Annotated in this window: 29 protein-coding genes; 7 read left to right on the top strand and 22 right to left on the bottom strand. The window is 32.4% G+C overall.

From position 1 onward, the window contains the following. The first annotated feature begins 61 nt into the window (after positions 1 to 61). The gene (locus F7B34_RS00275) at positions 62 to 727 is read left to right on the top strand and encodes a TIGR00266 family protein (RefSeq protein ID WP_292459371.1); all 666 of its coding nucleotides are present in this window, start codon (positions 62 to 64) and stop codon (positions 725 to 727) included. 87 nt (positions 728 to 814) lie between these two features. Further along, on the top strand, positions 815 to 1216 hold the full coding sequence (locus F7B34_RS00270) for a pyridoxamine 5'-phosphate oxidase family protein (RefSeq protein WP_292459369.1): 402 nt from the start codon (positions 815 to 817) through the stop codon (positions 1214 to 1216). A 213-nt stretch (positions 1217 to 1429) separates the two neighbouring features. Here the strand turns inward: F7B34_RS00270 and F7B34_RS00265 are convergent, their stop codons facing one another. From F7B34_RS00265 to F7B34_RS00165, 21 genes are all read right to left on the bottom strand, one after another. Further along, positions 1430 to 1663, bottom strand: coding sequence for a 50S ribosomal protein L14e (locus tag F7B34_RS00265; protein WP_292459368.1), 234 nt, complete (start codon positions 1661 to 1663; stop codon positions 1430 to 1432). A 113-nt stretch (positions 1664 to 1776) separates the two neighbouring features. After that, entirely contained in the window at positions 1777 to 2316 is a 540-nt protein-coding gene (gene cmk / locus F7B34_RS00260; RefSeq protein ID WP_292459366.1) for a (d)CMP kinase, read from the bottom strand. 25 nt (positions 2317 to 2341) lie between these two features. After that, positions 2342 to 2611, bottom strand: a complete 270-nt coding sequence (locus tag F7B34_RS00255; protein WP_292459364.1) for a 50S ribosomal protein L34e — start codon at positions 2609 to 2611, stop codon at positions 2342 to 2344. A 508-nt stretch (positions 2612 to 3119) separates the two neighbouring features. Then, positions 3120 to 5381, bottom strand: a complete 2262-nt coding sequence (locus F7B34_RS00250; RefSeq protein ID WP_292459362.1) for a hypothetical protein — start codon at positions 5379 to 5381, stop codon at positions 3120 to 3122. Positions 5382 to 5389: 8 nt separating this feature from the next. Then, positions 5390 to 5731 carry a hypothetical protein gene (locus tag F7B34_RS00245; RefSeq protein ID WP_292459361.1) on the bottom strand — a complete coding sequence of 114 codons (342 nt, stop codon included), beginning with the start codon at positions 5729 to 5731 and terminating at the stop codon, positions 5390 to 5392. A gap of 4 nt (positions 5732 to 5735) precedes the next feature. Beyond that, positions 5736 to 6089: a hypothetical protein gene (locus F7B34_RS00240; protein WP_292459359.1), complete on the bottom strand. Its 354-nt coding sequence runs from the start codon at positions 6087 to 6089 to the stop codon at positions 5736 to 5738. A 4-nt stretch (positions 6090 to 6093) separates the two neighbouring features. After that, complete coding sequence (locus F7B34_RS00235) at positions 6094 to 8043, bottom strand: DUF2341 domain-containing protein (protein WP_292459358.1); 1950 nt, start codon at positions 8041 to 8043, stop codon at positions 6094 to 6096. Between the two features lie 44 nt (positions 8044 to 8087). After that, positions 8088 to 8588: a DUF2341 domain-containing protein gene (locus F7B34_RS00230; RefSeq protein WP_292459356.1), complete on the bottom strand. Its 501-nt coding sequence runs from the start codon at positions 8586 to 8588 to the stop codon at positions 8088 to 8090. Between the two features lie 16 nt (positions 8589 to 8604). Further along, complete coding sequence (locus F7B34_RS00225; protein ID WP_292459354.1) at positions 8605 to 8847, bottom strand: hypothetical protein; 243 nt, start codon at positions 8845 to 8847, stop codon at positions 8605 to 8607. Further along, on the bottom strand, positions 8844 to 9221 hold the full coding sequence (locus F7B34_RS00220; RefSeq protein WP_292459353.1) for a hypothetical protein: 378 nt from the start codon (positions 9219 to 9221) through the stop codon (positions 8844 to 8846). Before F7B34_RS00220 ends, F7B34_RS00225 begins: the two co-directional genes overlap by 4 nt. Next, complete coding sequence (locus F7B34_RS00215) at positions 9214 to 10554, bottom strand: hypothetical protein (protein ID WP_292459351.1); 1341 nt, start codon at positions 10552 to 10554, stop codon at positions 9214 to 9216. Before F7B34_RS00215 ends, F7B34_RS00220 begins: the two co-directional genes overlap by 8 nt. Before the next feature lie 4 nt (positions 10555 to 10558). After that, entirely contained in the window at positions 10559 to 11239 is a 681-nt protein-coding gene (locus tag F7B34_RS00210) for a site-specific integrase (protein ID WP_292459349.1), read from the bottom strand. Between the two features lie 5 nt (positions 11240 to 11244). Next, a complete protein-coding gene (locus F7B34_RS00205) occupies positions 11245 to 12171 on the bottom strand; it encodes a hypothetical protein (protein ID WP_292459347.1) in 927 nt (308 codons plus the stop codon). A gap of 5 nt (positions 12172 to 12176) precedes the next feature. Next, the gene (locus F7B34_RS00200; protein ID WP_292459346.1) at positions 12177 to 12596 is read right to left on the bottom strand and encodes a hypothetical protein; all 420 of its coding nucleotides are present in this window, start codon (positions 12594 to 12596) and stop codon (positions 12177 to 12179) included. Positions 12597 to 12608: 12 nt separating this feature from the next. Continuing rightward, positions 12609 to 12926 carry a hypothetical protein gene (locus tag F7B34_RS00195; protein ID WP_292459345.1) on the bottom strand — a complete coding sequence of 106 codons (318 nt, stop codon included), beginning with the start codon at positions 12924 to 12926 and terminating at the stop codon, positions 12609 to 12611. A gap of 62 nt (positions 12927 to 12988) precedes the next feature. Next, the gene (locus F7B34_RS00190; protein WP_292459343.1) at positions 12989 to 13426 is read right to left on the bottom strand and encodes a hypothetical protein; all 438 of its coding nucleotides are present in this window, start codon (positions 13424 to 13426) and stop codon (positions 12989 to 12991) included. Continuing rightward, positions 13423 to 13752 (bottom strand): hypothetical protein, encoded by a 330-nt coding sequence (locus tag F7B34_RS00185; protein ID WP_292459340.1) that lies wholly within the window; start codon positions 13750 to 13752, stop codon positions 13423 to 13425. The genes F7B34_RS00190 and F7B34_RS00185 overlap by 4 nt, the downstream gene beginning before the upstream one ends. 283 nt (positions 13753 to 14035) lie before the next feature. Further along, on the bottom strand, positions 14036 to 14206 hold the full coding sequence (locus F7B34_RS00180) for a hypothetical protein (RefSeq protein WP_292459339.1): 171 nt from the start codon (positions 14204 to 14206) through the stop codon (positions 14036 to 14038). A 4-nt stretch (positions 14207 to 14210) separates the two neighbouring features. Then, positions 14211 to 14384, bottom strand: a complete 174-nt coding sequence (locus tag F7B34_RS00175) for a hypothetical protein (RefSeq protein WP_292459337.1) — start codon at positions 14382 to 14384, stop codon at positions 14211 to 14213. A 525-nt stretch (positions 14385 to 14909) separates the two neighbouring features. Beyond that, the gene (locus tag F7B34_RS00170; protein WP_292459335.1) at positions 14910 to 15887 is read right to left on the bottom strand and encodes a transglutaminase-like domain-containing protein; all 978 of its coding nucleotides are present in this window, start codon (positions 15885 to 15887) and stop codon (positions 14910 to 14912) included. Positions 15888 to 15909: 22 nt separating this feature from the next. Further along, a complete protein-coding gene (locus F7B34_RS00165) occupies positions 15910 to 16293 on the bottom strand; it encodes a hypothetical protein (protein ID WP_292459333.1) in 384 nt (127 codons plus the stop codon). Between the two features lie 124 nt (positions 16294 to 16417). On the opposite strand from F7B34_RS00165, the gene F7B34_RS00160 reads away from it, so the two are divergent. Next, on the top strand, positions 16418 to 16858 hold the full coding sequence (locus F7B34_RS00160) for an acylphosphatase (protein ID WP_292459331.1): 441 nt from the start codon (positions 16418 to 16420) through the stop codon (positions 16856 to 16858). A 457-nt stretch (positions 16859 to 17315) separates the two neighbouring features. On the opposite strand, the gene F7B34_RS00155 is transcribed toward F7B34_RS00160, so the two are convergent. Next, the gene (locus F7B34_RS00155; protein WP_292459329.1) at positions 17316 to 17666 is read right to left on the bottom strand and encodes a MarR family transcriptional regulator; all 351 of its coding nucleotides are present in this window, start codon (positions 17664 to 17666) and stop codon (positions 17316 to 17318) included. A 159-nt stretch (positions 17667 to 17825) separates the two neighbouring features. Here F7B34_RS00155 and F7B34_RS00150 point away from each other — a divergent pair, with 159 nt between their 5' ends. From F7B34_RS00150 to F7B34_RS00135, 4 genes are read left to right on the top strand one after another with little or no spacing between them, the layout of a single operon-like run. Next, entirely contained in the window at positions 17826 to 17990 is a 165-nt protein-coding gene (locus F7B34_RS00150) for a DUF2080 family transposase-associated protein (RefSeq protein WP_292459328.1), read from the top strand. Next, entirely contained in the window at positions 17965 to 18225 is a 261-nt protein-coding gene (locus F7B34_RS00145) for a hypothetical protein (RefSeq protein WP_292459327.1), read from the top strand. Before F7B34_RS00150 ends, F7B34_RS00145 begins: the two co-directional genes overlap by 26 nt. A gap of 20 nt (positions 18226 to 18245) precedes the next feature. Continuing rightward, positions 18246 to 18470 (top strand): hypothetical protein, encoded by a 225-nt coding sequence (locus F7B34_RS00140; RefSeq protein ID WP_292459325.1) that lies wholly within the window; start codon positions 18246 to 18248, stop codon positions 18468 to 18470. A gap of 1 nt (position 18471) precedes the next feature. After that, positions 18472 to 20667, top strand: a complete 2196-nt coding sequence (locus F7B34_RS00135; RefSeq protein ID WP_292459323.1) for a minichromosome maintenance protein MCM — start codon at positions 18472 to 18474, stop codon at positions 20665 to 20667. Position 20668: the final 1 nt, after the last annotated feature.

Here is a 20668-nt window from a genome sequence, read left to right as displayed (position 1 = left end):
AATATAATTACATAATATTATATATTAACTAATAACCAAAAAAGTATTAAAAGGGGGTAATATGGCAGAATATGACTTTAAAATAGAATACAAACCTGCATATTCATTATTAAAGATAAATCTCCAAAATCAGAGCATCACGGCTGAAACTGGTGCAATGGTGTATATGGACAGCAGTATTGACATAAAAACCAACATGAGCGGGGGATTGATGGGAGCTCTAAAAAGGGCAGTTGTTGGAGAAAATATATTTTTAAATAAATTCAGTGGAACAGGAATATTGGCATTATCTCCAAATTATGTTGGAGATATAGTTCATCATGAATTGGACGGAGCTCTCTATGTTCAAAGTGGGGCATACATGGCATCATCACCAGATATAAATATCAATACAAAATTTGGAGGGACAAAATCATTCTTTGGAGGTAAAGGGTTGTTTTTAATGAAGCTTGAAGGAAAAGGAGATGTGTTTTTATCATCCTTCGGAGCTCTTGAAACTGTGGAATTAAATGATGAAAGTTTGATAGTTGATAACGGCAATCTTGTTGGATTCACGGATGGACTATCTTATTCATTAAGAAGAATTGGCGGATTAAAATCATCATTACTTGGTGGAGAAGGTGTAGTTTATGAATTTAAAGGAACTGGAAAGATATATATCCAAACAAGAAACATGGAGAGCTTTGCTGATTTTTTAATGAAATATTTGCCAATTGGTAAAAAATAAAATAGGCAGTAAATAAAACAGTGGATAAAAATAAATAGTAAGAATTAATAACAATAAAATATCTCATTAAAACATGGTGGTGATATCATGGTAAAACTTACAGAAGAAATGAAAAAATCAATAAATGAGTCTGTTGTATTCTTTGCAACATCTTCAAAAGATGGAATACCAAATGTTGCTCCTATGAAAGCACTTAAAGTAGTAGATGATGAAACTGTCGTAATATGTGATAATTTCATGCATAAGACCTTAAAGAATATTAAAGAAAACCCAAATGTAGCCCTTGCAACATCGGATTGTAGAGAACATCCATTCCAATACAAAGGAATTGCAGAATACTATACAGAAGGGGAATGGTTCGAAGTTGCAAAAGAAATAGATGAACAATACAGTAAAGTTCCAAAAGGAGCCGTTGTAATAAAAATAAAAGAAATATACAACTTAAAATCTGGAGAAGATGCTGGAAAATTAATAGAAAAAGATGAATAATTTTTTATTTATATGTGTATTTTGGTGAGCTCTATAAATCCAAAAGGATTTTTATTTAATTTTTATTCTTTTTTCTTTTAATTATAAATTATACATATTATTCTAAATCATATAAAATATAATAAATATAATAAAATACGGTAAAATAGAAAAACATAATTACAACATAAAAATACTAACTAAAAATTAAAATTAAAAATAATTAAAAAGAGGTTATAATAAGCCTGCTGTGTCCAATGCTAATTTTACTTCTTCTGTTGAAGCTCCTTTTTCAATTTCAACTTTTTTGTCTGTTGGTTCGATGTGTTTTATGTTGCATCTTCTTCTTTTAACATTTCCATCTACTACAACAAAGTTTTTATCCAATATATCTACAATAACGCAGGTTTTTCCTGCCTCTCTACCTAATGTTTTAATGCATACTCTTCCTACTTCAATTGCTGACATAAATACCTCACCTCAGTTTTTGTTGTTGTAATTGTCGCCAATTACAATTCATCCTTTAAAAGGGGAGGAGTTATTTATATACCATCTGTTTTTTAATTTATTATATTTTACTTTTATTTATTTTCTAAATTATCTATTGCTTCACAGATGATATTAAACACTCCGTTTATATTCCATGTTGAAGAATCGATTACAATATCGTATATTGATAAATCATCTATATCAATATTATATATTTCTTTATATCTCTTCTTCTCACTATTTTCTCTATTTATCATTTTAGTTAATGCGGTGTCGAGGTCTTCGTTTTCTCTTTCACTTATTCTCTCACATCTCACCATTGAAGGGGCTCTCAACCATATTGATAACGTTGGATTCACATTGTTATTTTTAAGCATCCATGCTGCAAGCCTGCCTTCAAGAACTATATTTCCTTCTTTTGCTAATTCAACCTGTTTTCTATCTATTTCCTTATCGATTTCAGGATTTTCTTCTGCATATTTGCTAAATTCCTGCAACTCCATATTCATTTCTTTTGCCATATCTCTGAATATAAAACCTGCACATACATGTTTAAGGTTGTATTTCTCAGATATTAGCTTTGACATCGTTGTAGTTCCTGTTCCCGGCAGCCCTCCAATGGTTATTATCATTACAACACCTTAATTAACTTTTTGCTTATATGTTTCTTGCTTTTTCAATCATTAACCTTTTAAGACATTTTGGGCATAAATAGCCACCATATGGTCTTTCAGGTCTTTTCTCTGTCTTTGAGAGTTTTGCAATTTCGTATGCTCTTCCTCTTGGAACGCCATTTAAAAGAGCTCCACAAGATGCACATTTCGCTTTTGAAGGTTTTTTTCTTTTGTAATGCAGTACAGTCTTGTTTCCAGGAGCTCTCCTTGATACTTTCTTAAATGAACCTGATTTATATCTTGGAGCAGGCATGTTATTACCTCCTTTTTAATAAATAACTAATTTCAGAACTATATATTTTTAAAATTATATATGAGTACTATAAAATAGTTAGATTAACTACGCATTCATACTATATAAAATTTTTTGTTAATAAATATCTCTTAGCAACTTTTAGGAAAAGTTGCATCAAAATTCCAACCTCGCTCCGCTTCGGTTGGAGCCTAAAAAATAATATATATAAATTAATAAATATTAACTTCTAAAATAAAAAGGCGCGGAGGAAGGGATTTGAACCCTTGCGGGGCAAAGCCCCACCGGATTTCAAGGACTAACACAAATTTACAATATACAATATTAAAAGAACATTGAGATATTAAATAATAAAAGGCTATTTTTAAACGGTTGATTGAATAAAGAACAATCAACTGCAATATGTGATATTAAACAAAAATAAGGAAAAAGGACTATTTTTTTAGGATTAAAACCTATCGGATTAAAATTTAAAAAATGTTTGAAAAGTTTTGTAGTGGCATTTAGTTTAGTATCTATTCATAAACAGAAATTTCGCTTGTTTTTCAGCAGATTTAAATGCTTCATCCAGGTCTTTTACATACCAACTCCTTTTTGATTTAGCCGCCCCTTGTTTGTATTTCTTAAATTTAACTTTATTATTTTCATTATCTTTTTTCTTTTTCTTCTTTTTGTAGTTATTACTTGGATACCCAATAGAACTATCAAAATAGTAAGTTGATGGTGTTGGTGTTGGATGTGGTATTGGCATTGGATAATCTGATGGAGATGGTGTTGGATATGGTGTTGGTGTTGGATAATCTGATGGAGATGGTGTTGGATATGGTGTTGGTGTTGGATAATCTGATGGCGTATATATAGAATAGTCTATTTTTGTAAGATCTCGTGGTGGATAGTTAGCAGGTTGTGGTGTGTTTATCGGATAGTCCATATTAGTAGGATATTTATAATCTTCAATATAGGAGTTAGCATAATCATTGCCATTATATTTAGTATCATAACTTGGCTTTATATAATGCAATGAACTATCGATATTTAATCGATACTTATCTTCAACATAATAGATTGCATCATCTTTTAACCTTCCATAAAACTCATCGTAGTTCATCATATTTCCTTTTTTATTTACATATCCGCTCCCTATTTTCTTACCTTGTTCATCTAATAAACTAAACTTATTCACAATTATTCTCCTATCCCCATAAGGTATCCACCCCACAGGTCCTTCATCAACAAACTTATATCCCTTATCAATCACAGCCTCATATTCCGTAGTCCCGTGTTCCATGCTCAATTTTCCAGTCGTAGGATTTTTATATTTTTGTCGTCTTATAACCCCCTGTCCAATCATACTTCTTTTTGTAAATCTAATGTTTCCTGTCCCTACAAGGTTCTCTTGACCCCATTTATTAACCGCTGAAAAACCAGGTTGTTCCAACACTTCTTTTGGAGGTTCCACAACTTTATTAACTTGTGTTTCATATACTCTCCCAGTTTTTCCATATTTTTGCCATTTTTCTTTAAATGATTCGACTGGATTCCACTTTATATCAATGCCTTTTTTAGCTTCTTTATATATTTCATTCCAACTAGCCGAATAATCTAATTTTCTTGTAAAATATGGGTTCCCTTTTCCTTTTGGAGCAACATATATACCGCTGTCTTCCAGTCCATAATAACCCTTTCTTGAGTCTCCAACAACATTTCCTGCAATTTTATTAGGGGTATATGTAATTACATTATTTCCAGATTCTTCGAAAGATTTTCTTAATTCATTGAAACTTTTAGCCGCTGGAAATACTGGTTTTGATGCATCCATTGCATCTGGATGTATATAGTTTTCAGCAGGTAATTTTGGTAGATTTCTTGTTCTATACCTATCCCCTATTTTAGACATTCCTTTCCACCCTGCTTTTGCTCCTTTAACTCCAACAAATATACTTGCAAAATTTCCCCAGTCTCTTGAGGTAACTGTCTCCCCATTATATGCCCTATATGGTGTAAAGAGCGTATGCACTGCACCGTCTATCATCGTTTCCCCCCAGTATTTTAGTGGGTCAAAGCTTCTCCGTTCTACTGACTTGCTAATTGCAAACCCCGTTCCTGCTATTGCCATACCTCCACCTGCAATCAACCCCTCCGCCAATCCTCCAGCAAATCCACCTATCCAGCCTCCTCCGAATAAATTGTTAGTATAATTATAAATATCATCCCCCCAATCCAAAGGATTTCCTACCCATGGGAGATCACCCTGACTCCTAAATTCACTGAAAAAATCATCAGATGTGTATCCCGAATTAGAACCAAAATATTCATCGATATTTGAAGATACATTCCCATATGAATATAAATCGTTAGGATTTCCTGATATGACATTGGGAACATCTAAAGAAGGAATTATGCCGAACTGAAGTACAGCATCGGGTGTGTTATTCCCTACATGCACATGATAATTTTCTTCTCTTTGCAGTATTGGATTGTAGTATTTAACATCTACCCACTTATCCTCCCATGGGTCGATGTCCCCTGTAGCTCTACTTGAAAATATATTATCCCCCGGAGCTAACTTCACAACATAGGTTCCATTTTGTAATACTTCATGTGTTTGGGCATTGCAAAAAAGTATGCCTGCTCCACTATCGCCCCCAGTACCAGGTCCTTCATACACTGAAACATTTGCAGTAATATTATTTTCCAAATATCCGTTTTCATTTGTCATTGGAGCATTGTTAAAGCTATTTAAATCATTTAAATCATCGCCTATTCCCATATTACCACCTACTGTTTTATGTAAAGATATGCACTAGCCAATAAAGACATTGCACAAATAAACATTAAAGCATATTTGCAAACCACAGGACTTACAGGAATAAGAACTAACGCAGTTAATAAACTTGCAAATGCAACTGGTAGTGGGTTTTTAAATTTAACTGCAACTGCTATCATCACAAGTGAGTAGATGTAAAGAGGATAAAAATCCCCCATTGCTGTGTGTAAAAATGTAATGGGGACCTTATAAATGAAAGTCTCATTTTTAAACGATTCTGTAATTGTCGAGGTATTAACATCATTCGGCATTACAACTGTAAAATTTTGTGGAATGTATATTTTATCCATCATAATATCACCGTAAGAATGGAATATTTCTTCTTAGGTCAATAATCCACATTGCATACAATACACCATTGAATACCCCCCACACCGATGCGATGACTGGATGCACACCTATTTGATATAAGAACAGTGCGGAGTAATAGGGGGCAAGAACCGTAACTTTTGCTATTAGAAATAAAGTATCAACTAAGTATGTAAGTGAAGATAATGCAGAGCCTCCCTCAGACGAAGCTTCTGATGCTGTTGTATTGGCAGTGGAAATATCAGTGTCGGGAACGGTCCCCTGGAATACCTGTATATTTCCTAAAACCACAAGGATGCAGTTAAAAAGCACTAATCCTAAAACATATTTAGTATAATTCATAATATCACCAATTTCGCTTCATAAAGAAATACACAAATGAACCCAATCCAATTAGTATGAATATTGATGAGCTCAGCGGGTCTAACTGTATCCAACCCAGTCGGGCTAAAATTAATAAGACAAGCGTAGCCATTGGGACAGCTATATATATTGTAATGAAACTACCTGCCAATAAGCACAATAATACAATTCCAAATGCTGTCCAATGTGCCAGTTGTGGATATTTTTGTGGAAATTCTCCCAATAACCCCCAATTCTCTTTTTGTAATATTCCTGATTTTATAGGCACTCCGTTATAATATATAGTATATGTTGTATCATACGGTTTAGTGAATGTTCGTGTTTCTCCCGCTCCAATTGTATATGCCGTGCTATCGCTGAAATTAATTGTAATGTTCTTATTTGTTGAAATTGTGAAATTTATTGAATCATTACCTAATACAGTCACAGTAGTGATTAGTTTTGGATAATACATTGGATTTAACTCGGCATACAATACATCACCACTACCTAATACAGTATATCCTTTCTTAATCGGGATGTCTTCCACATAAAAATCATATTCACCCCCTGGTGCAAGATATACTACACTATCATCATTTGCAAGTGTAACAAATGAACCATCTGTTTTATATATAAACCAGTTTTTTCCACTTGCACCTTTTAGTAAAACTGGTGCAGAGTTTCCGTTTGGTAAGTAGATTATGTTAAGGTTTGAAACATTATATTTTATTTTCCTAACTATCCCGTTTGTTGTTGTTAATGTGCATAATCCTGTATTACTTGATGCGGGAACTTCGAGTTTTCCGCCTACATAACTCCTATTAAATGAATATATCACTTGTTCCCCATTTTCAGTAATGAATTTGATTGTTCCTTTATACTCGTTCTCTTTTAAATACGTCATATCATCGAGAATTATGATTGTTACGTTTTGATAATTATTAGTGTTTGATGATAATCTTGTTATTAATGATGTATTTTGATTAAGAGATATATCTATTGAAAATTCTGGAATAATAGCCCATAATATTTGTGGATTAACCTCCTGGTTATCAAATGTATATTGTGTTCTGTCTTTCCCGTCTTTATCAATACATAAGTAAAATTCTGCATAACTATTTGGAGCTATATAAGGAATCTGCACCCAGATGGTGGCTTTTTGGTCAGCAATTGAATAATTTTCTATAAAATGTTTATAAATTGTCCCATTTGCATCTCTAAAGTAAATGTCAGTCCCCAGGGGTTTTGGAATAAAGAAATTAAAATTATTCTCATTTAATGCTATTTTTAATGGATAATTGGTGTAATTTTGGCTTGTTGGATTGGCTACTTTTATCAAATACTTGTAAGGAATTTCGCTGATATTATAAACGACTTTTACAGTCGTTGAATTTGTGGCTAAGACATTTTCTTGGCTGTAAGATGTAGCAGTTATTTTGAAGCTGTTTTCAAAGTCATACGTATGATTTGCAAGTGTTTCATTAGAATTTAGTTCAGTTATTGCTCCATCCCCCCAGTTAATTATGTATTTTGTTACATTCCCCGTAGCATTTGTTATATTAATTGTAATTGCTTGATGCGGCTTTAATTCTGTTGAAATCACATTAAATGAAAGTGTAGCATTGCTAATACCACTACCATCTGTTATCAACAAGCTATCTGTTTTAGACGATACTATTCCTGTTCCGTTTATTTTTACTTGAAAATCTGTCAAATCATAAGAATTTGGGTTGTAAATTGTGACTTTCCACGTGTCTGTAGATATTTGATCAATAGATGCAGAAGGCTCTTGGTCTGCATATTTCCGAATAATAAAATTATCAATATATTGTGCTCCCGTTAGTCCATCCACTTCCACTCCAAAGTAATCCCCATTATGCGATATTGTTGTAAAATAATTCGCGCCGTTTCCAATGTCTGCTTTTGCAGACGTTCCATCTACAACAATCACACAATGCCCCCAGGTGTTTGCTGGCACGGAGGGGGCGATTTGAGTTAGTGATGAAACCGCGCCCCCCATCCATTGATCTGTCCAAATCCTGGGTAGTTACCGCTCCTGGAATCAACCCTAAATACATATCCACATCCCGAAGCGTTGCATGCGAAAATTACATTGAATAGGGTTGATGTATTAAAGTCAAAAGATATTATATAGCTTTGTGGTAATTGTGTATTTGCATACATATATTTCCACACAGATGATGATGTTGCACAGGGTGATGGATTTCCTTCTAGCGTAGTTGAGACCCAGCCATTCGTTGTCCATTTCGACAAATCATTGAATCCGTCGAAAAACTCAAAAACTTTATCCCCGTCAGGTTGGTATCCATCAATTTTTTTAATGTAAATTACAGTATCGCCGTTTGCACTAACATTTACCTTTGTCCAAATGTAATACTGCCCGTTTCCGTCGTCTTCTATCCAATACGGATATTCAGTAGCATGAACTGCTCCAATGCCTAAAATCAATAAAAGTAATAATATTGCTTTTTTCATAATTCCCCTCAATCAATTAAATTGGTCTGGATAATTGCTCATTCTTTTGAACTTCTTGGAAATACCAATACCAGGTCCCTATGAGAAATAGCAGTGGCGAAATCCACCATGATATATTGCATGCAGTCAATAGCATAGGGCTCACCCCATTCAACTGCCCAAACTCATAAAAGAAATTATAAACTGGTGTAAGAACTATCCAACTAATCGATACCGTTAGCGTTCCCGCTAACGCTTTTAGAAATACATGTCCGCTCATAATATCACCAATAACACTAATCCAAGCACTGTAAAGGGTATTAACGGAATACTATCTTTTTTAAATAATTTCGCATAAATCATCGCCGAGATAATTCCAAATATTATTGGTATAAACGATTTATCAACCAGTGCAAAACATAAACTAATCCATATTATCACATCCCCAAAGCCCACCTTTAAGATTCTGGATGTCATTATGATATATACGACTTCTACTGCCACAATTCCAAGATTTAAGTATGAAATATTACCCATAAACATGATAATTCCAGTAATCAGCATCATCCAGCACAAAAACTTATAGATTCTTTGTTCCATCATGTCCTGCACTCCTGCAATTGCAAGAGCTCCGAAGTATATATATTCAATCAAAATTTCCCCCCTCAATAGCATTTTTTAACCTAATAGCTTTTGTTCTTCCAATGTTGTATATGCTCATTAAATATGACACATTGATACTCCCGTCTTTTTTAAATGCCCTTGCATCTGATACATGATTTTCAATAAAATCATTGACCATGTATGATAATGACTTATCCTTTGATAAGTAAGATAAATCCTTTTCTATTCTTTTTAAATCACTTTGCCCAATGTGTTCGTCTCTGCTTTTCTCATATTCTTTTGCAATCTCACTATCTACCCTTGGAACATGCCATTTTGTAATTATATATCTATTGTGTTCATCTTCATGCTCATATCTTAATGCTTTTGTGACTGTTTTATCCTTTTCAACATCGTAATATGATTTCAACCTGAACACATCGCACTGTTGCACATCGAATAAGTTTATTAAATGCGTGTATCTTTTCCTTGCCCGTGAAAGTGCGTCTTTTATATCTCTTGCCGTGAAAATTGTCGTTAATCGTAGATATCTAAACTTTTGTATGTATTCGTCAAATAAGATATTTTCCTCATCTTGCCATTTGTATGCGTTTGCACCCCCTCCAAACTCATCATAGATTATTACCTTACCCCATAGTCCGTTTTTATGAAATTCGTTGCAGAGTTTAACGAAATCTTTGTTATTATATACGATTTGTTTTTCTAAATTGAATGTTTTATCTAGTTCCATTGCGAGATGCAGTGCAGTGTATGATTTTCCTGCCCCATGCTCGCCCCCTATAAAAATTACATTGTTAGAATTTCTCTGTAAATTATATCGAAGATTTTTAAAGAAGGTATTCTGGCAATGTTCATCATTATTAGATAGTTCCGCTTCAATCTCAACTTGTGGTTTTGGAAGGATATTTCTTTCATGAAGTATATCAATGAGTTCCAAAAGTTCCGATATGTCCCCACTCACATCCCATTTTTCTATTTTTGTTGTGAGCTCACATACTGCGTATGCCATTTTTACCATTAATGGGAGATGTTTTTTATTAGGAACCCTAATCACATAGGCATTAATTGCACTAACTGCTTTAAGTGCTATTCCTGAACGCAACCTCCTACTATATATTATGTTTTTTTCTCTGATAGTTTTGCATGCTTTGTATAGCGTTTCATTCCATGTTCGCCCTGTCTCGCTTCTTACATATTTTGCAAGTAAGTTTGCTGATGATGTCAATGATTTTTCAATTGTTGCTGATGTGTTTTCGAGATTTTTGAAATCAGTTGCATGCTCAATTGTATCCGCCAATATGTGTTTTATGAGCTCTGCCTTGTTGAAGTATGGAACTGTTTCGATATAGTGTTCTGCTCTCATAGTATCACATCATTAGTTCTATTTTTTGTTCTATCTTGTTTTTCACATCCCTCATCGAGAGCCTTGCATATATCTCCGTATTCCCTAAATGAGCATGTCTAAGTATTGCCTGCACATCCAAGAGGTCTAATCCTACCACATGGTATAGATACACGCCACAACTATGCCTTAAATCGTGTGGGGAGTGATGCGTTCTAAGAACATCATATGATATTTTTGAAACTCGCTTCTGGATTGCTGAGGCACTTACAGATACTAACTTATCATCATCCGATAGTGCAAATTTTTCAAAATATAATTTCCAAAGTTTTAAATGTTCGTTTGGAGTGTAATTGAGAGGTATTTTAACATATTTTGTTAAGTTTAGGCTATGTCTTTCAAGTGGGGTCATATAATCCACATCTACAAGTTTTTTCTTTTTCAATTCCTTTCTCCAATAATCTCTTTTTAACTGCGGAGCGAATAATTCCTTATTTTCAAAATCTATACATTTTACCTGCGTTAATAAAAACTCACTTAATCGCAATCCTGAAAAGAACAAAAATGAAAAAATAAACGCATCTCTTAAATGTATGCGTTTATTTGTTGCATTATACATCGACAATCGAGTGTTTATTATTTTATTGAGCTCATGCACTGAAATATATCTTGTCATGTTTCCTGTTTTGTAGTCAATTAACTCCATACTAATCACATAAATTGTTGATATACTATAAATCCTACAATTGCCATGAATGCCAGCCCAATAATCCATTTCATACTTGACAATCCTAGTGGGTTGAATATTTCATCTCTTCTTGCTAACTGCATACCTGCTGTTAATGCAGTTTCAATTGCCAATGTCTTTAAATGCGAGTTCTCATTGCTTATAAAGTTAGTAACTGCATCAAGGTTAAGGAATTGTATGCAGAATGGCTGTGTGTTATCTTCAATTAGCTTCTTTGTATTTTGCAATTCTTCCAGCTGTTTTGAGAGTTCCTTTATTTTATCCTCTTTATTTTTTATCTTTGCAATTTCCAGTTCATTTTTCAACTTTTCAATGTGTGTTTCCAATGTCTTCACTTGCTTGATGAAATCAAACTTAGATTTGAATCCCATCTCATGTATTTGTTGCAATACTCCGAGTTTTAAAGGGTTTAGTGCTGTTCCAATTCCGTTATATACAACAAGTGCGGGGAATCCCTCAAACATAAACACATCTTTATCCGTATAATTGTATGCAAAATTTATACTTGGGTCAATGACTTTTTTTAAAGTGCCATCTGCAATTCCAATTTTCATAGTGAGCATTCCAGATGCATCGATTGTAAATAATATACATTTGTTTTTCTCTTTTTTGAGTTTTAATTGGAATAAATCGAAAACAATTGGTATAGTCATAGACCTAAAAACCCAAACTCCTACCATGCTACCGAGTATGTAAATTGTTGGAATTAATGCTGCTATAAATGAATAAAGCAGATATTGTGGGGCAAAGGCATATACAATCAAAGGAATAAAAGAGGACAATATGCTTAAAATTCCTAAAATATAATAATAAGACTCATAGGATTTGTTTTTAAAAGACATCCCTATGTTTTGTATCCTTTTATACATTTCAATAGCTTTACTGCTCATATACATCACATAATTTTTTCTTCATCCTTTTTGAGGACTTTAATATCAGTAGTTTGTGCTATCTTATTAACCGTGAAACCATGTATCGACTTCATTGCCCTGATATAGGTTGCTATAATATCATTATAGTGTTTGTTGATTTTTTCCTCTGTAAATTCAGTTAGTGGTAGTTCAGTTAATTCCATTAGTTTTATTGCACGATGTAAATTGAAAACACCCATGATATTCGAGTGGTTTAATCTTGAAGTTGCCACATCCTTGTTGTGAAACGCCCAGTTTTCTTTTAATGAGTCCTTTGGGATTTCTGCTGATGATGCAATAAAGGTAAGGAACTGCTCCCGATTGTCGATGTTATGAACTTGACCTGTTCCAAGAGTTGCATGCAATTGTGCCGCAACCATTGTTTTATCAATTTCATTCTCCATTATAATCACCGCTTACTTGTAATTGTCATAATATTTTTGTGAGTATATCCTAAAAACCTCCATGATTGCGAATATTATGACAATTACTCCAAATAACAATAATACATAGTTAAATGGAACTAAATTATAGGATATAGTTTGGAGCATAGCACCATCTGTGGTTGATAAGTAGATGTGAGAATTTACTTTTGTAATCATTCCCAGGGAAATCATAATTAATGATGATGAAAACATCCATACGATTTTATATTGTTTCCATACCATCCCTATGACAAATAGAATAAATCCAAATATGACCATTGCCTTTGCCTGCCATGTCAGTAAATCCATATTCCACCATTTGTTGTTTTAGGGAAATAATTCAGTAATTAAAAAAATAATGGGGTTAGATTTTACATAGTGCCTTGTCCTTTTCCACCACCATTTACAATGTCTATGATGAACTTTGCAGCAATTACAAATCCTGCAAGCACTGCGAAGAACAGTGCAATTGATGCAATACCTGAAACCCTGTCTATCTGTGTTAGCATCTCAGTATCATTACCTGCAATGTCTTTTGCAGTGTTTATCATATACATAAGTATTATCATCCCAATGAGAACTGCAACCACTGTTGCTACTATAAATCCAGCCATATTCCCTGCGTATGTCCCAAAAATTGGAGTCATTATTCTTGTCAATGCTGGATTTAACATTGAATTTACTTTATTGTGTGTGCTAATTATTGCTGATTTTGTAAAGAGTTCTGCATCTTCTACGGCATTTTTAAGTGAAGTGCATGAGTTTGAAAGAACTCCTTTGACTTGTGCAATCTCTTTTATATACATCATCCTAATACGCCTCCTCCATGTTCAATTATCAATTCAACAATATTATTTATGCAATTGTAAATTTCTCGTGCAATTTTCATTCTTTCATGTTCAATCATTGCCTTTTGAAGGTCAATTGATATTTCATCTACATCGACAGTTGGATTATAGAACTCTGAATACAGTTTAGACAGCTTTTCTTGATGTGCTTGTAATAATTCTAATGCAGCTTTGTCTTCAAATTCTGTCTTAATTAACGAGATAAGAAAATTTGTATTATTAACTCCAACAGGAATATTCCCTTGCGTTATCGCTTCTTGAATTGTAAATAATGTCTTCTGAACCACACCTGAACGTATATCTATGCTATCACCCCATGCGTATAATTATATCAATTAAAATACTTAAATAATGCAGAATATGGATTCAACGGATAAAACATCCCGAGTGGCTGTTTTTTCATGCTCCCATCCATATTGGCATTTAAATTTGAGTTGAATAATTCAGCGAACTGCGGAAAACTTCGAAAAAAGGAAATAAAAAAAGTAGGAGAATATAAAAAAATTCCATATAATACCTAAAATGTGGAAAAAAAGAGTGAAAGTATAATGCTGAGTATGAGCTCACCCATTATATTTGTATGCCGTGCTTTTCTGCAAACAATTGCAATGCTTCGTCTAAAATATCTGTATTAGATACTTTTTTGAATTTTTTATTTTCTTTAAGGTGTCTCAGTGCAACCTTTGACCTCATAAGGTCTAGTTTTACAACAATTTCCTCATTTACTTGTATTCTTGCCATGCTATCACCTCTGGAGTTTCAATAGTATGTATGTTATTATAAATCCAATTATAGCCATGCAAAAATCGACTATTTTATCATATAATTTTAGATAGATACACGCCCCGAGCATCATGCACAGTTCAATGATTATAATTAAATAGTGTCTTTCGAGTCTTGCCTTTACCTCTTTGTCCATGCTATCCCTTAATTACATATATATCGTTATAGTTATATAAATATATCTATTGATTTTAGATGACATTTTTTTGAAAAAATGTTAAAATTAACATATTAAAATATTTGCATTCACTTATTCACAAAACCGCACTTTTTAAAAAGGAGCATAAACAGAGGAGAAAACATATAAAATAAGGGTTCTCCTTACGATTCACACAGACCTTAAAATTTTAGGTATCATCATCCAGGTTTCTATCACAACATTATCATTATGTTCCAGGAGCTCCTGCTGTGGTGGTGGGGTGCCTATACTATGGACCATAATTTTTGTGAATGGGGGGTGGCTGATTGATGTTGAAAAATAGGGGGTCGTGTGAATCGGCAGGAGCATAGGGTATTAAGGCTATAAAAAATAATCCTTTCTCTTTTTGCTCTAAATCGATTTTGTGAATGCGTGAATTTAAGTTTATAAATATTGTATTTTAATGTATTGCATTTTAAAAAATTAACATATATTAAAAAGAAGTATAATCAAGGAGTAAATTTAGTTTGCTAAGTAGGTATATATCCTTCCAGAACCCCCATTATCTTCAACTTTTACCCATATGTATTTCCAACTTTCAAAGTTTATTTTTTCAAGTTTTTCATTTTTGTATTTTTCAGTTAAAGTTAAGTGTCCGCTTAATCTCCTATCTAACCATCTCGCATATTGCTCTTCAAATTCAGGATGTAGATTACACTCGTAAGGTTGATAAACATATGTTCCTTTTTTAAATCCCTGGGGAAGGTATTCCATTTTTTCCATATTATTAATTTTAGGATTAGGTATTAAGTTGTATTTTTTTGAAAAATAGTTAATAATATCTTCCTCAATTTTCTTTTTTTCTTCCAAGGTTAGCTTTTTATTTATTGGATGATATTGCCATCTGAACATATCTGCATGCACTTCATAAATCTTATCCTTGGGTATGTAAAAATGATAAACTCTAATTTTTGATGCAGTTAAATCAGGATGTTCTATTATAAAATTTTTTATATGGTTATCTACATCAGTTATTGGAGCATTTTGGTCTATGGCATAAAACTTTCCACTGACATTTACTGCACAAAAGGCATGCCCTCCAGAGTTAGGGTTTTTACTGTCTATAACGAATATATAAGCATCATTATGAAGTCCCAACAATAAGCATGCAGTTAATAGAGTATAATCAATACAAACCCCTGAATGTTTTTGATAAGTTTCTGTGGGGGATTGAATGTAATTACTATAACTAAACATTTTACGGTAGTCATAACCAATATTATCTTCCTGCCAAAATATTATATTCCAAATTGTTTCATACATATCTTTACCCTGGAAATGATATGCCCATGGTTGTAATTCAACAATCTCATTTTCATTAAGTTTAGATAACATTTCATTTCCTAATTCGTCCAATACAAAAGAAGTTTCATGTGTGTGGATATAATAAAATGCTACTATTACTACCATTAAAAATATAAGATATTTTTTAATGCTCATAATATCCCCAATTAATTATCGTTTATATTTTCCTTTTCCATCGTTTCCATCTTTTTATATCTTCTAAACTGTATTTTTTGACTACTAAAAGAATATGATTTTCAATAGTTCCTTTCGATATATGGTTATTATCAAACTCCGTGGTTTCAACAATAGTTGTTTTTTTATAGAATTCTACATTTTTTATAGGTAATATCATATTCTTATTTTTGCCCCTTATTTCACACCAATTTCTTGTGCAGTAAAAACTACCCTTGACCTTAACATTATCAAAGACAATATATGTATAATTGATATATAGATAAAACATATCTTCATACCACTGTCCATAGGCATATTTGTGGTATTTATCTGGAGTCCAACTTTTATATCCTCTAAGTAAAAGCTTTAATGTATTTAATACCATATTTCCCCCTATTCTTTAATATTAATATGAAAATGAACCGTAGTATTATCAGAGCTCCAATACTATATTAATATCGAATAAAATATATAGAAGTTATGATATATATACCATAAAAGGTGAGAATATGGCAACAACTTATGAGTTAAAAATATATGGTAAAGTCCAGCATGTTGGTTTTAGAGATAGGATAGAAGACATTGGGAGAGGTTTGGGGATTGATGGGGTAGTTTATAATTATGGAGATGGAACGGTTAGGATTTTAGCAAACTTTGATGATGAGGAGATAAAGGATTTATTTAAAAAGAACATAAAAACATTGGCAAAAAAAGATGAATTGATTAAAATAGAAGAGATAGAAGAAAAAGAGCTAAACACATACATTGAATTTCCAAAAGGGATTAATAGGATTTCAGCAGATGATTTGTTAGAGCTCAATAAAAAGTTAGATGATGGAGTTAAATACATTAAAATGATATTTGGAGTTTTGGAAGAAGTTAAAAAAGGACAAGAGGAAATGAAAGAAATTTTAAAAGAGATTAGGGATGAATTGAAAAATAAAAATTAAATGCTTTTCTTTTTGGATTTAATAATTTAATGAATATTATTGTGTGTTCTACTTATTTTTATTCAATTTTTCCTTATTAGAAAATTTCATATTCACATGAATAAGTGTCTGTTCATTCACACAATCCAACGAATTTTATAAGAGATTTTAGCATTTACTTAATGATAATAACTTATTCACTTATTCACGCAATTTTTTTAATGAGGTAATTTTTAGGTTTGAGTATGTAATTTTTTAGGTTTTGGAGGTAAAAATTTACTCCTAAAATTTTTTTGCGTGAATGTGTGAATACGGATTTATATCTATTATTTTTAATTATGCTCTTTTAAAATTACTTATTTTATGTGAATGAACAAGTCATTATTCACATGAATTGATTAATATAAATTTAATTTAACTTTAATTACAAAATTTTATGTTTTCTTAAAAGAAACTATTATTGCAATAGGGACAATGATTATTTTTTAAAAGAGATATGGGAATTTTGGATGTTGTTGGCTATGATGTTGTTGTCTCCTATAATAATGTTTGATTTTTCTTTTTCTAATTTTTCTTCAAGTTCATATAATTGGATTATTTTTTTTCCAAGTGGCGTTAATTTAAAATATGAACGTGGAATTCTTCTATCCATAATTATTTCCTTCCGTGAAATTATCTGATTATCTTCCAATTCACAAAGTAATCTACTTAAATAACTTTTATCAACGTTTAATTTACTTTTTAGTTCTGAAAATCCAATCTCACCTTTTGTATTTAATATTTGTATAATGTCTTTAACATACTTTTTTGATAATAGCCTAAATAGCATAATCCTACCTTTTTTCTTTTTGACTGTTGATTAAAATTAGAAATGATTGATATATATACCATCGTTGATTGATAGATTAAATCGTTGATAAAAATAGTAAAGTATATATACTAATATATATCATATCATAGTTTAACAAAAATATCAACGGTGGATATTATGGATAAAATATTAACTAAAACAATTAAGCCATTCTCAACATCTGGACATGTAATCTTACCTAAAAAATTCATTGGAAAGCAAGCCAGAATTATAATAGAAAATGACACAGACAAAGAAAAAGAAAAGGGGGGTAAAAATGACTGGGAAAATAATCAAAAATGAAACTGATTTTTTAAACTGGTGCAGAAAACATGACATAGACCCACTGCGGATTAAAGATATTTTCCTAAATTGTAAGCTTTCAGATGGAACCGAAAATTATATAGTTTGTGTTGAATGGGGCAGGGGGAACGGAGCTCACTATTCAATAGTGGTTCCAGAAGGATATCATTATATTGCTAAGAATTGGTTGCTGGTTAAAAATGGATTACACAAAAGATACCTCGCTGAGGTGTAGATGCTAATAAATGGAGGTGTATGAAGGTGTTGTTCTACTTAGTCTATAAAGGAGACAGGGTTGAAAGTTATGGTATTGTTTCAGGGGAAAAGGAATTCCAGAAAGTAAAAGAAGTGTTGGAAATTCTCGGGGGAGATATTAAAGTTAAGAAAGTAAGCAGAATGGAATTTGAAAAGCATAAAAAAACAGTTGATTTTAGAGATATGATTAATAAAAAAACCTTAAAAATAGTAGTAAAGGGATAATATGACAGTAAGGGATGAAATATTAAAAATTCTAAAATCAAATAATAAAATTGAATGGAATAAAGCACAGAATATATTATTGGAAAAGAAGTATAAAAAGAATACTATTGCAATGGCTAAAAAAAGAATGATAGAAAATGGAGAGATAGAAGAAACAATGGAGGATGGTAAAAAATACATTTCCATCCTTAAAGTTCAAAATCATAATTACTTCGATGAGACGGAATTTAAAAACCAGTATGAAGAGTTTTTAAAAGAATATTTTAAGGCAAAGATAGGTGAAAATCCAAGATACTATGTTTTAGATGTTAGGGAATTTATCACATTATGCCCCCATCTTGCAGAACTTAACGATGAAATTATTAACAACCCCTTCAAAGCAAGAACAGTTATTTCGAATATTCTAAAAAGAACATACAAAGAACTCGGAATGGATGAGGATATTGAAAATTTGAAAATTACATTTACAAATTTAGTTGGAAGGCACAAATTACTTTCACAAATAACATCAAAAGACATAGGAAAACTTGTAGAGTTCGAAGGAGCAATTATACAATCATCAAAAATGATGACAAGGACAACAAAAGCAACATTCCTATGTCATGAATGTGGAAACACAACCCAAAGGGAAATTGGATTATGGGATAATCCACGGAAATTAAAAGTTCCATGTAAATGCGGAGCTCAAAATATGTCTTATATGGAAGAAGATTCAGAACATACAAACTTCCAGGAGTTATTAATCCAGCAAACCGAAGTGTCAAAAGATGGGAAACAGCACTCTGCAACTGTATTCATAGAAGGAATGGGGAAGGGAATATTTAGCGGTAGGGTAAAAATTACAGCAATTCCAATTAAAAAGTCAAGAACAAACTCATCAGTTTCAGATATATGTTTATACGGAATATACTGCGAGCCAATAGATGAGTATGAAGTGAATATTACAGAAGAAGACATTGAAAAAATACACAAAATCGCAGAGGATAAAAATGCGTCAGATAAACTGGCACAATATATGTTTAGGAAAATTTATGGACATGATACTATTAAAAAGGCTATTTTTTTACAGCAAATTAAAGGGGCAAAAAAAGGAGATGACAAGCAGAACATAAACATTCTTTTAATCACAGACCCAGGAAGTGGTAAAACTACAATGATGAGAGAACTTGAAAAATATCCACATGTTAAGTATGCATCTTTAACAACTGCGTCAGGTCCAGGTTTAACTGCTGCGGTTGTAAGGGAAAAAACAGAATTTGGAGACGGTTGGGTTGTTAAACCAGGAGTGTATGCATTAGCTGATGAAGGGACTGCATGTATAGATGAGCTCACTGCAAATAAATCTGTTTTTCCTGTTTTGTTAGAGCCATTAGAGAGCCAAAAAATAACACTGGATAAAGCAGGTATTAATATTACTCTTCCTGCAAGGTGTGCTACACTTGCAGCATGCAACCCTAAGCGTGGAAGTTTTGACCCCAACCTATCAGTAATGGAACAAATTGACATTCCATCGCCACTTTTAGACAGGTTTGATTTAATTTTTCCACTTAAAAGGGATAATGATTTAGATAAAAACAGGATGCTTGCAAAACACATTATTAAGCAAGGGAATAACATAATCAAAGGAGTTAAGGAAAAACACGAAATTAACGGCGTAGAATTGAGTATAGAATTAGTTTCAAAATATATAGTATATGCTGAACAAATCCAGCCAATCATAGGGGAGGAAGCGGAAAAAATAATTGTTGATTACTACCTGAAAATGATAGAATTAAGTAAAGGTAAAAGTGCTCTTCCAATATCACCAAGGCAGTTGCAAGCAATATTAAGACTCGCAGAGGCACATGCAAAAGCAAGACTAAGCGATATTGTAGAGGAAGAGGATGCAAGGGAAGCTGTAAGAATTATGGATGAATGTTTAAAAGAAGTGGCATATGACCCTGAAACAGGAAGTTATGATTTAGGTAAAATGTATGGTGTTCCAAAATCAAAAGCGGAAAAGATGGACAGAGTAGTTGAGATTATAAAAGAACTATCTGAAACATCAGATAATGAACTGGCTCATGAAGATGACATCATGGAGATTGCAAAAGAAAAATACAAAATAAGCGAGGAAGAGGTTGAAAATATTCTTGAAATGCTCAAAAAATCAGGTGAAATTTACAGCCCAAGATTTGGGTATTATAAATTAACTTGAC

It is taken from the genome of Methanothermococcus sp. (assembly GCF_015523155.1).
Classification (GTDB): Archaea; AGJL01; Methanococci; order Methanococcales; family Methanococcaceae; genus Methanofervidicoccus.
This window is presented reverse-complemented; position numbering and strand designations above follow the sequence as displayed.

Bases quoted from the DNA above. Each gene is read 5' to 3' on its own strand.
- F7B34_RS00205 (WP_292459347.1), bottom strand. From the start codon at position 12,171: ATGAGCAGTAAAGCTATTGAAATGTATAAAAGGATACAAAACATAGGG.
- F7B34_RS00200 (WP_292459346.1), bottom strand. From the start codon at position 12,596: ATGGAGAATGAAATTGATAAAACAATGGTTGCGGCACAATTGCATGCA.
- F7B34_RS00150 (WP_292459328.1), top strand. From the start codon at position 17,826: ATGGATAAAATATTAACTAAAACAATTAAGCCATTCTCAACATCTGGA.
- F7B34_RS00255 (WP_292459364.1), bottom strand. From the start codon at position 2,611: ATGCCTGCTCCAAGATATAAATCAGGTTCATTTAAGAAAGTATCAAGG.
- F7B34_RS00210 (WP_292459349.1), bottom strand. From the start codon at position 11,239: ATGGAGTTAATTGACTACAAAACAGGAAACATGACAAGATATATTTCA.
- F7B34_RS00135 (WP_292459323.1), top strand. From the start codon at position 18,472: ATGACAGTAAGGGATGAAATATTAAAAATTCTAAAATCAAATAATAAA.
- F7B34_RS00230 (WP_292459356.1), bottom strand. From the start codon at position 8,588: ATGAAAAAAGCAATATTATTACTTTTATTGATTTTAGGCATTGGAGCA.
- F7B34_RS00245 (WP_292459361.1), bottom strand. From the start codon at position 5,731: ATGATGGATAAAATATACATTCCACAAAATTTTACAGTTGTAATGCCG.
- F7B34_RS00180 (WP_292459339.1), bottom strand. From the start codon at position 14,206: ATGGCAAGAATACAAGTAAATGAGGAAATTGTTGTAAAACTAGACCTT.
- F7B34_RS00155 (WP_292459329.1), bottom strand. From the start codon at position 17,666: ATGCTATTTAGGCTATTATCAAAAAAGTATGTTAAAGACATTATACAA.
- F7B34_RS00270 (WP_292459369.1), top strand. From the start codon at position 815: ATGGTAAAACTTACAGAAGAAATGAAAAAATCAATAAATGAGTCTGTT.
- F7B34_RS00145 (WP_292459327.1), top strand. From the start codon at position 17,965: ATGACTGGGAAAATAATCAAAAATGAAACTGATTTTTTAAACTGGTGC.
- F7B34_RS00140 (WP_292459325.1), top strand. From the start codon at position 18,246: ATGAAGGTGTTGTTCTACTTAGTCTATAAAGGAGACAGGGTTGAAAGT.
- F7B34_RS00165 (WP_292459333.1), bottom strand. From the start codon at position 16,293: ATGGTATTAAATACATTAAAGCTTTTACTTAGAGGATATAAAAGTTGG.
- F7B34_RS00250 (WP_292459362.1), bottom strand. From the start codon at position 5,381: ATGGGAATAGGCGATGATTTAAATGATTTAAATAGCTTTAACAATGCT.
- F7B34_RS00265 (WP_292459368.1), bottom strand. From the start codon at position 1,663: ATGTCAGCAATTGAAGTAGGAAGAGTATGCATTAAAACATTAGGTAGA.
- F7B34_RS00170 (WP_292459335.1), bottom strand. From the start codon at position 15,887: ATGAGCATTAAAAAATATCTTATATTTTTAATGGTAGTAATAGTAGCA.
- F7B34_RS00175 (WP_292459337.1), bottom strand. From the start codon at position 14,384: ATGGACAAAGAGGTAAAGGCAAGACTCGAAAGACACTATTTAATTATA.
- F7B34_RS00195 (WP_292459345.1), bottom strand. From the start codon at position 12,926: ATGGATTTACTGACATGGCAGGCAAAGGCAATGGTCATATTTGGATTT.
- F7B34_RS00240 (WP_292459359.1), bottom strand. From the start codon at position 6,089: ATGAATTATACTAAATATGTTTTAGGATTAGTGCTTTTTAACTGCATC.
- F7B34_RS00215 (WP_292459351.1), bottom strand. From the start codon at position 10,554: ATGAGAGCAGAACACTATATCGAAACAGTTCCATACTTCAACAAGGCA.
- cmk (WP_292459366.1), bottom strand. From the start codon at position 2,316: ATGATAATAACCATTGGAGGGCTGCCGGGAACAGGAACTACAACGATG.
- F7B34_RS00160 (WP_292459331.1), top strand. From the start codon at position 16,418: ATGGCAACAACTTATGAGTTAAAAATATATGGTAAAGTCCAGCATGTT.
- F7B34_RS00190 (WP_292459343.1), bottom strand. From the start codon at position 13,426: ATGATGTATATAAAAGAGATTGCACAAGTCAAAGGAGTTCTTTCAAAC.
- F7B34_RS00225 (WP_292459354.1), bottom strand. From the start codon at position 8,847: ATGAGCGGACATGTATTTCTAAAAGCGTTAGCGGGAACGCTAACGGTA.
- F7B34_RS00275 (WP_292459371.1), top strand. From the start codon at position 62: ATGGCAGAATATGACTTTAAAATAGAATACAAACCTGCATATTCATTA.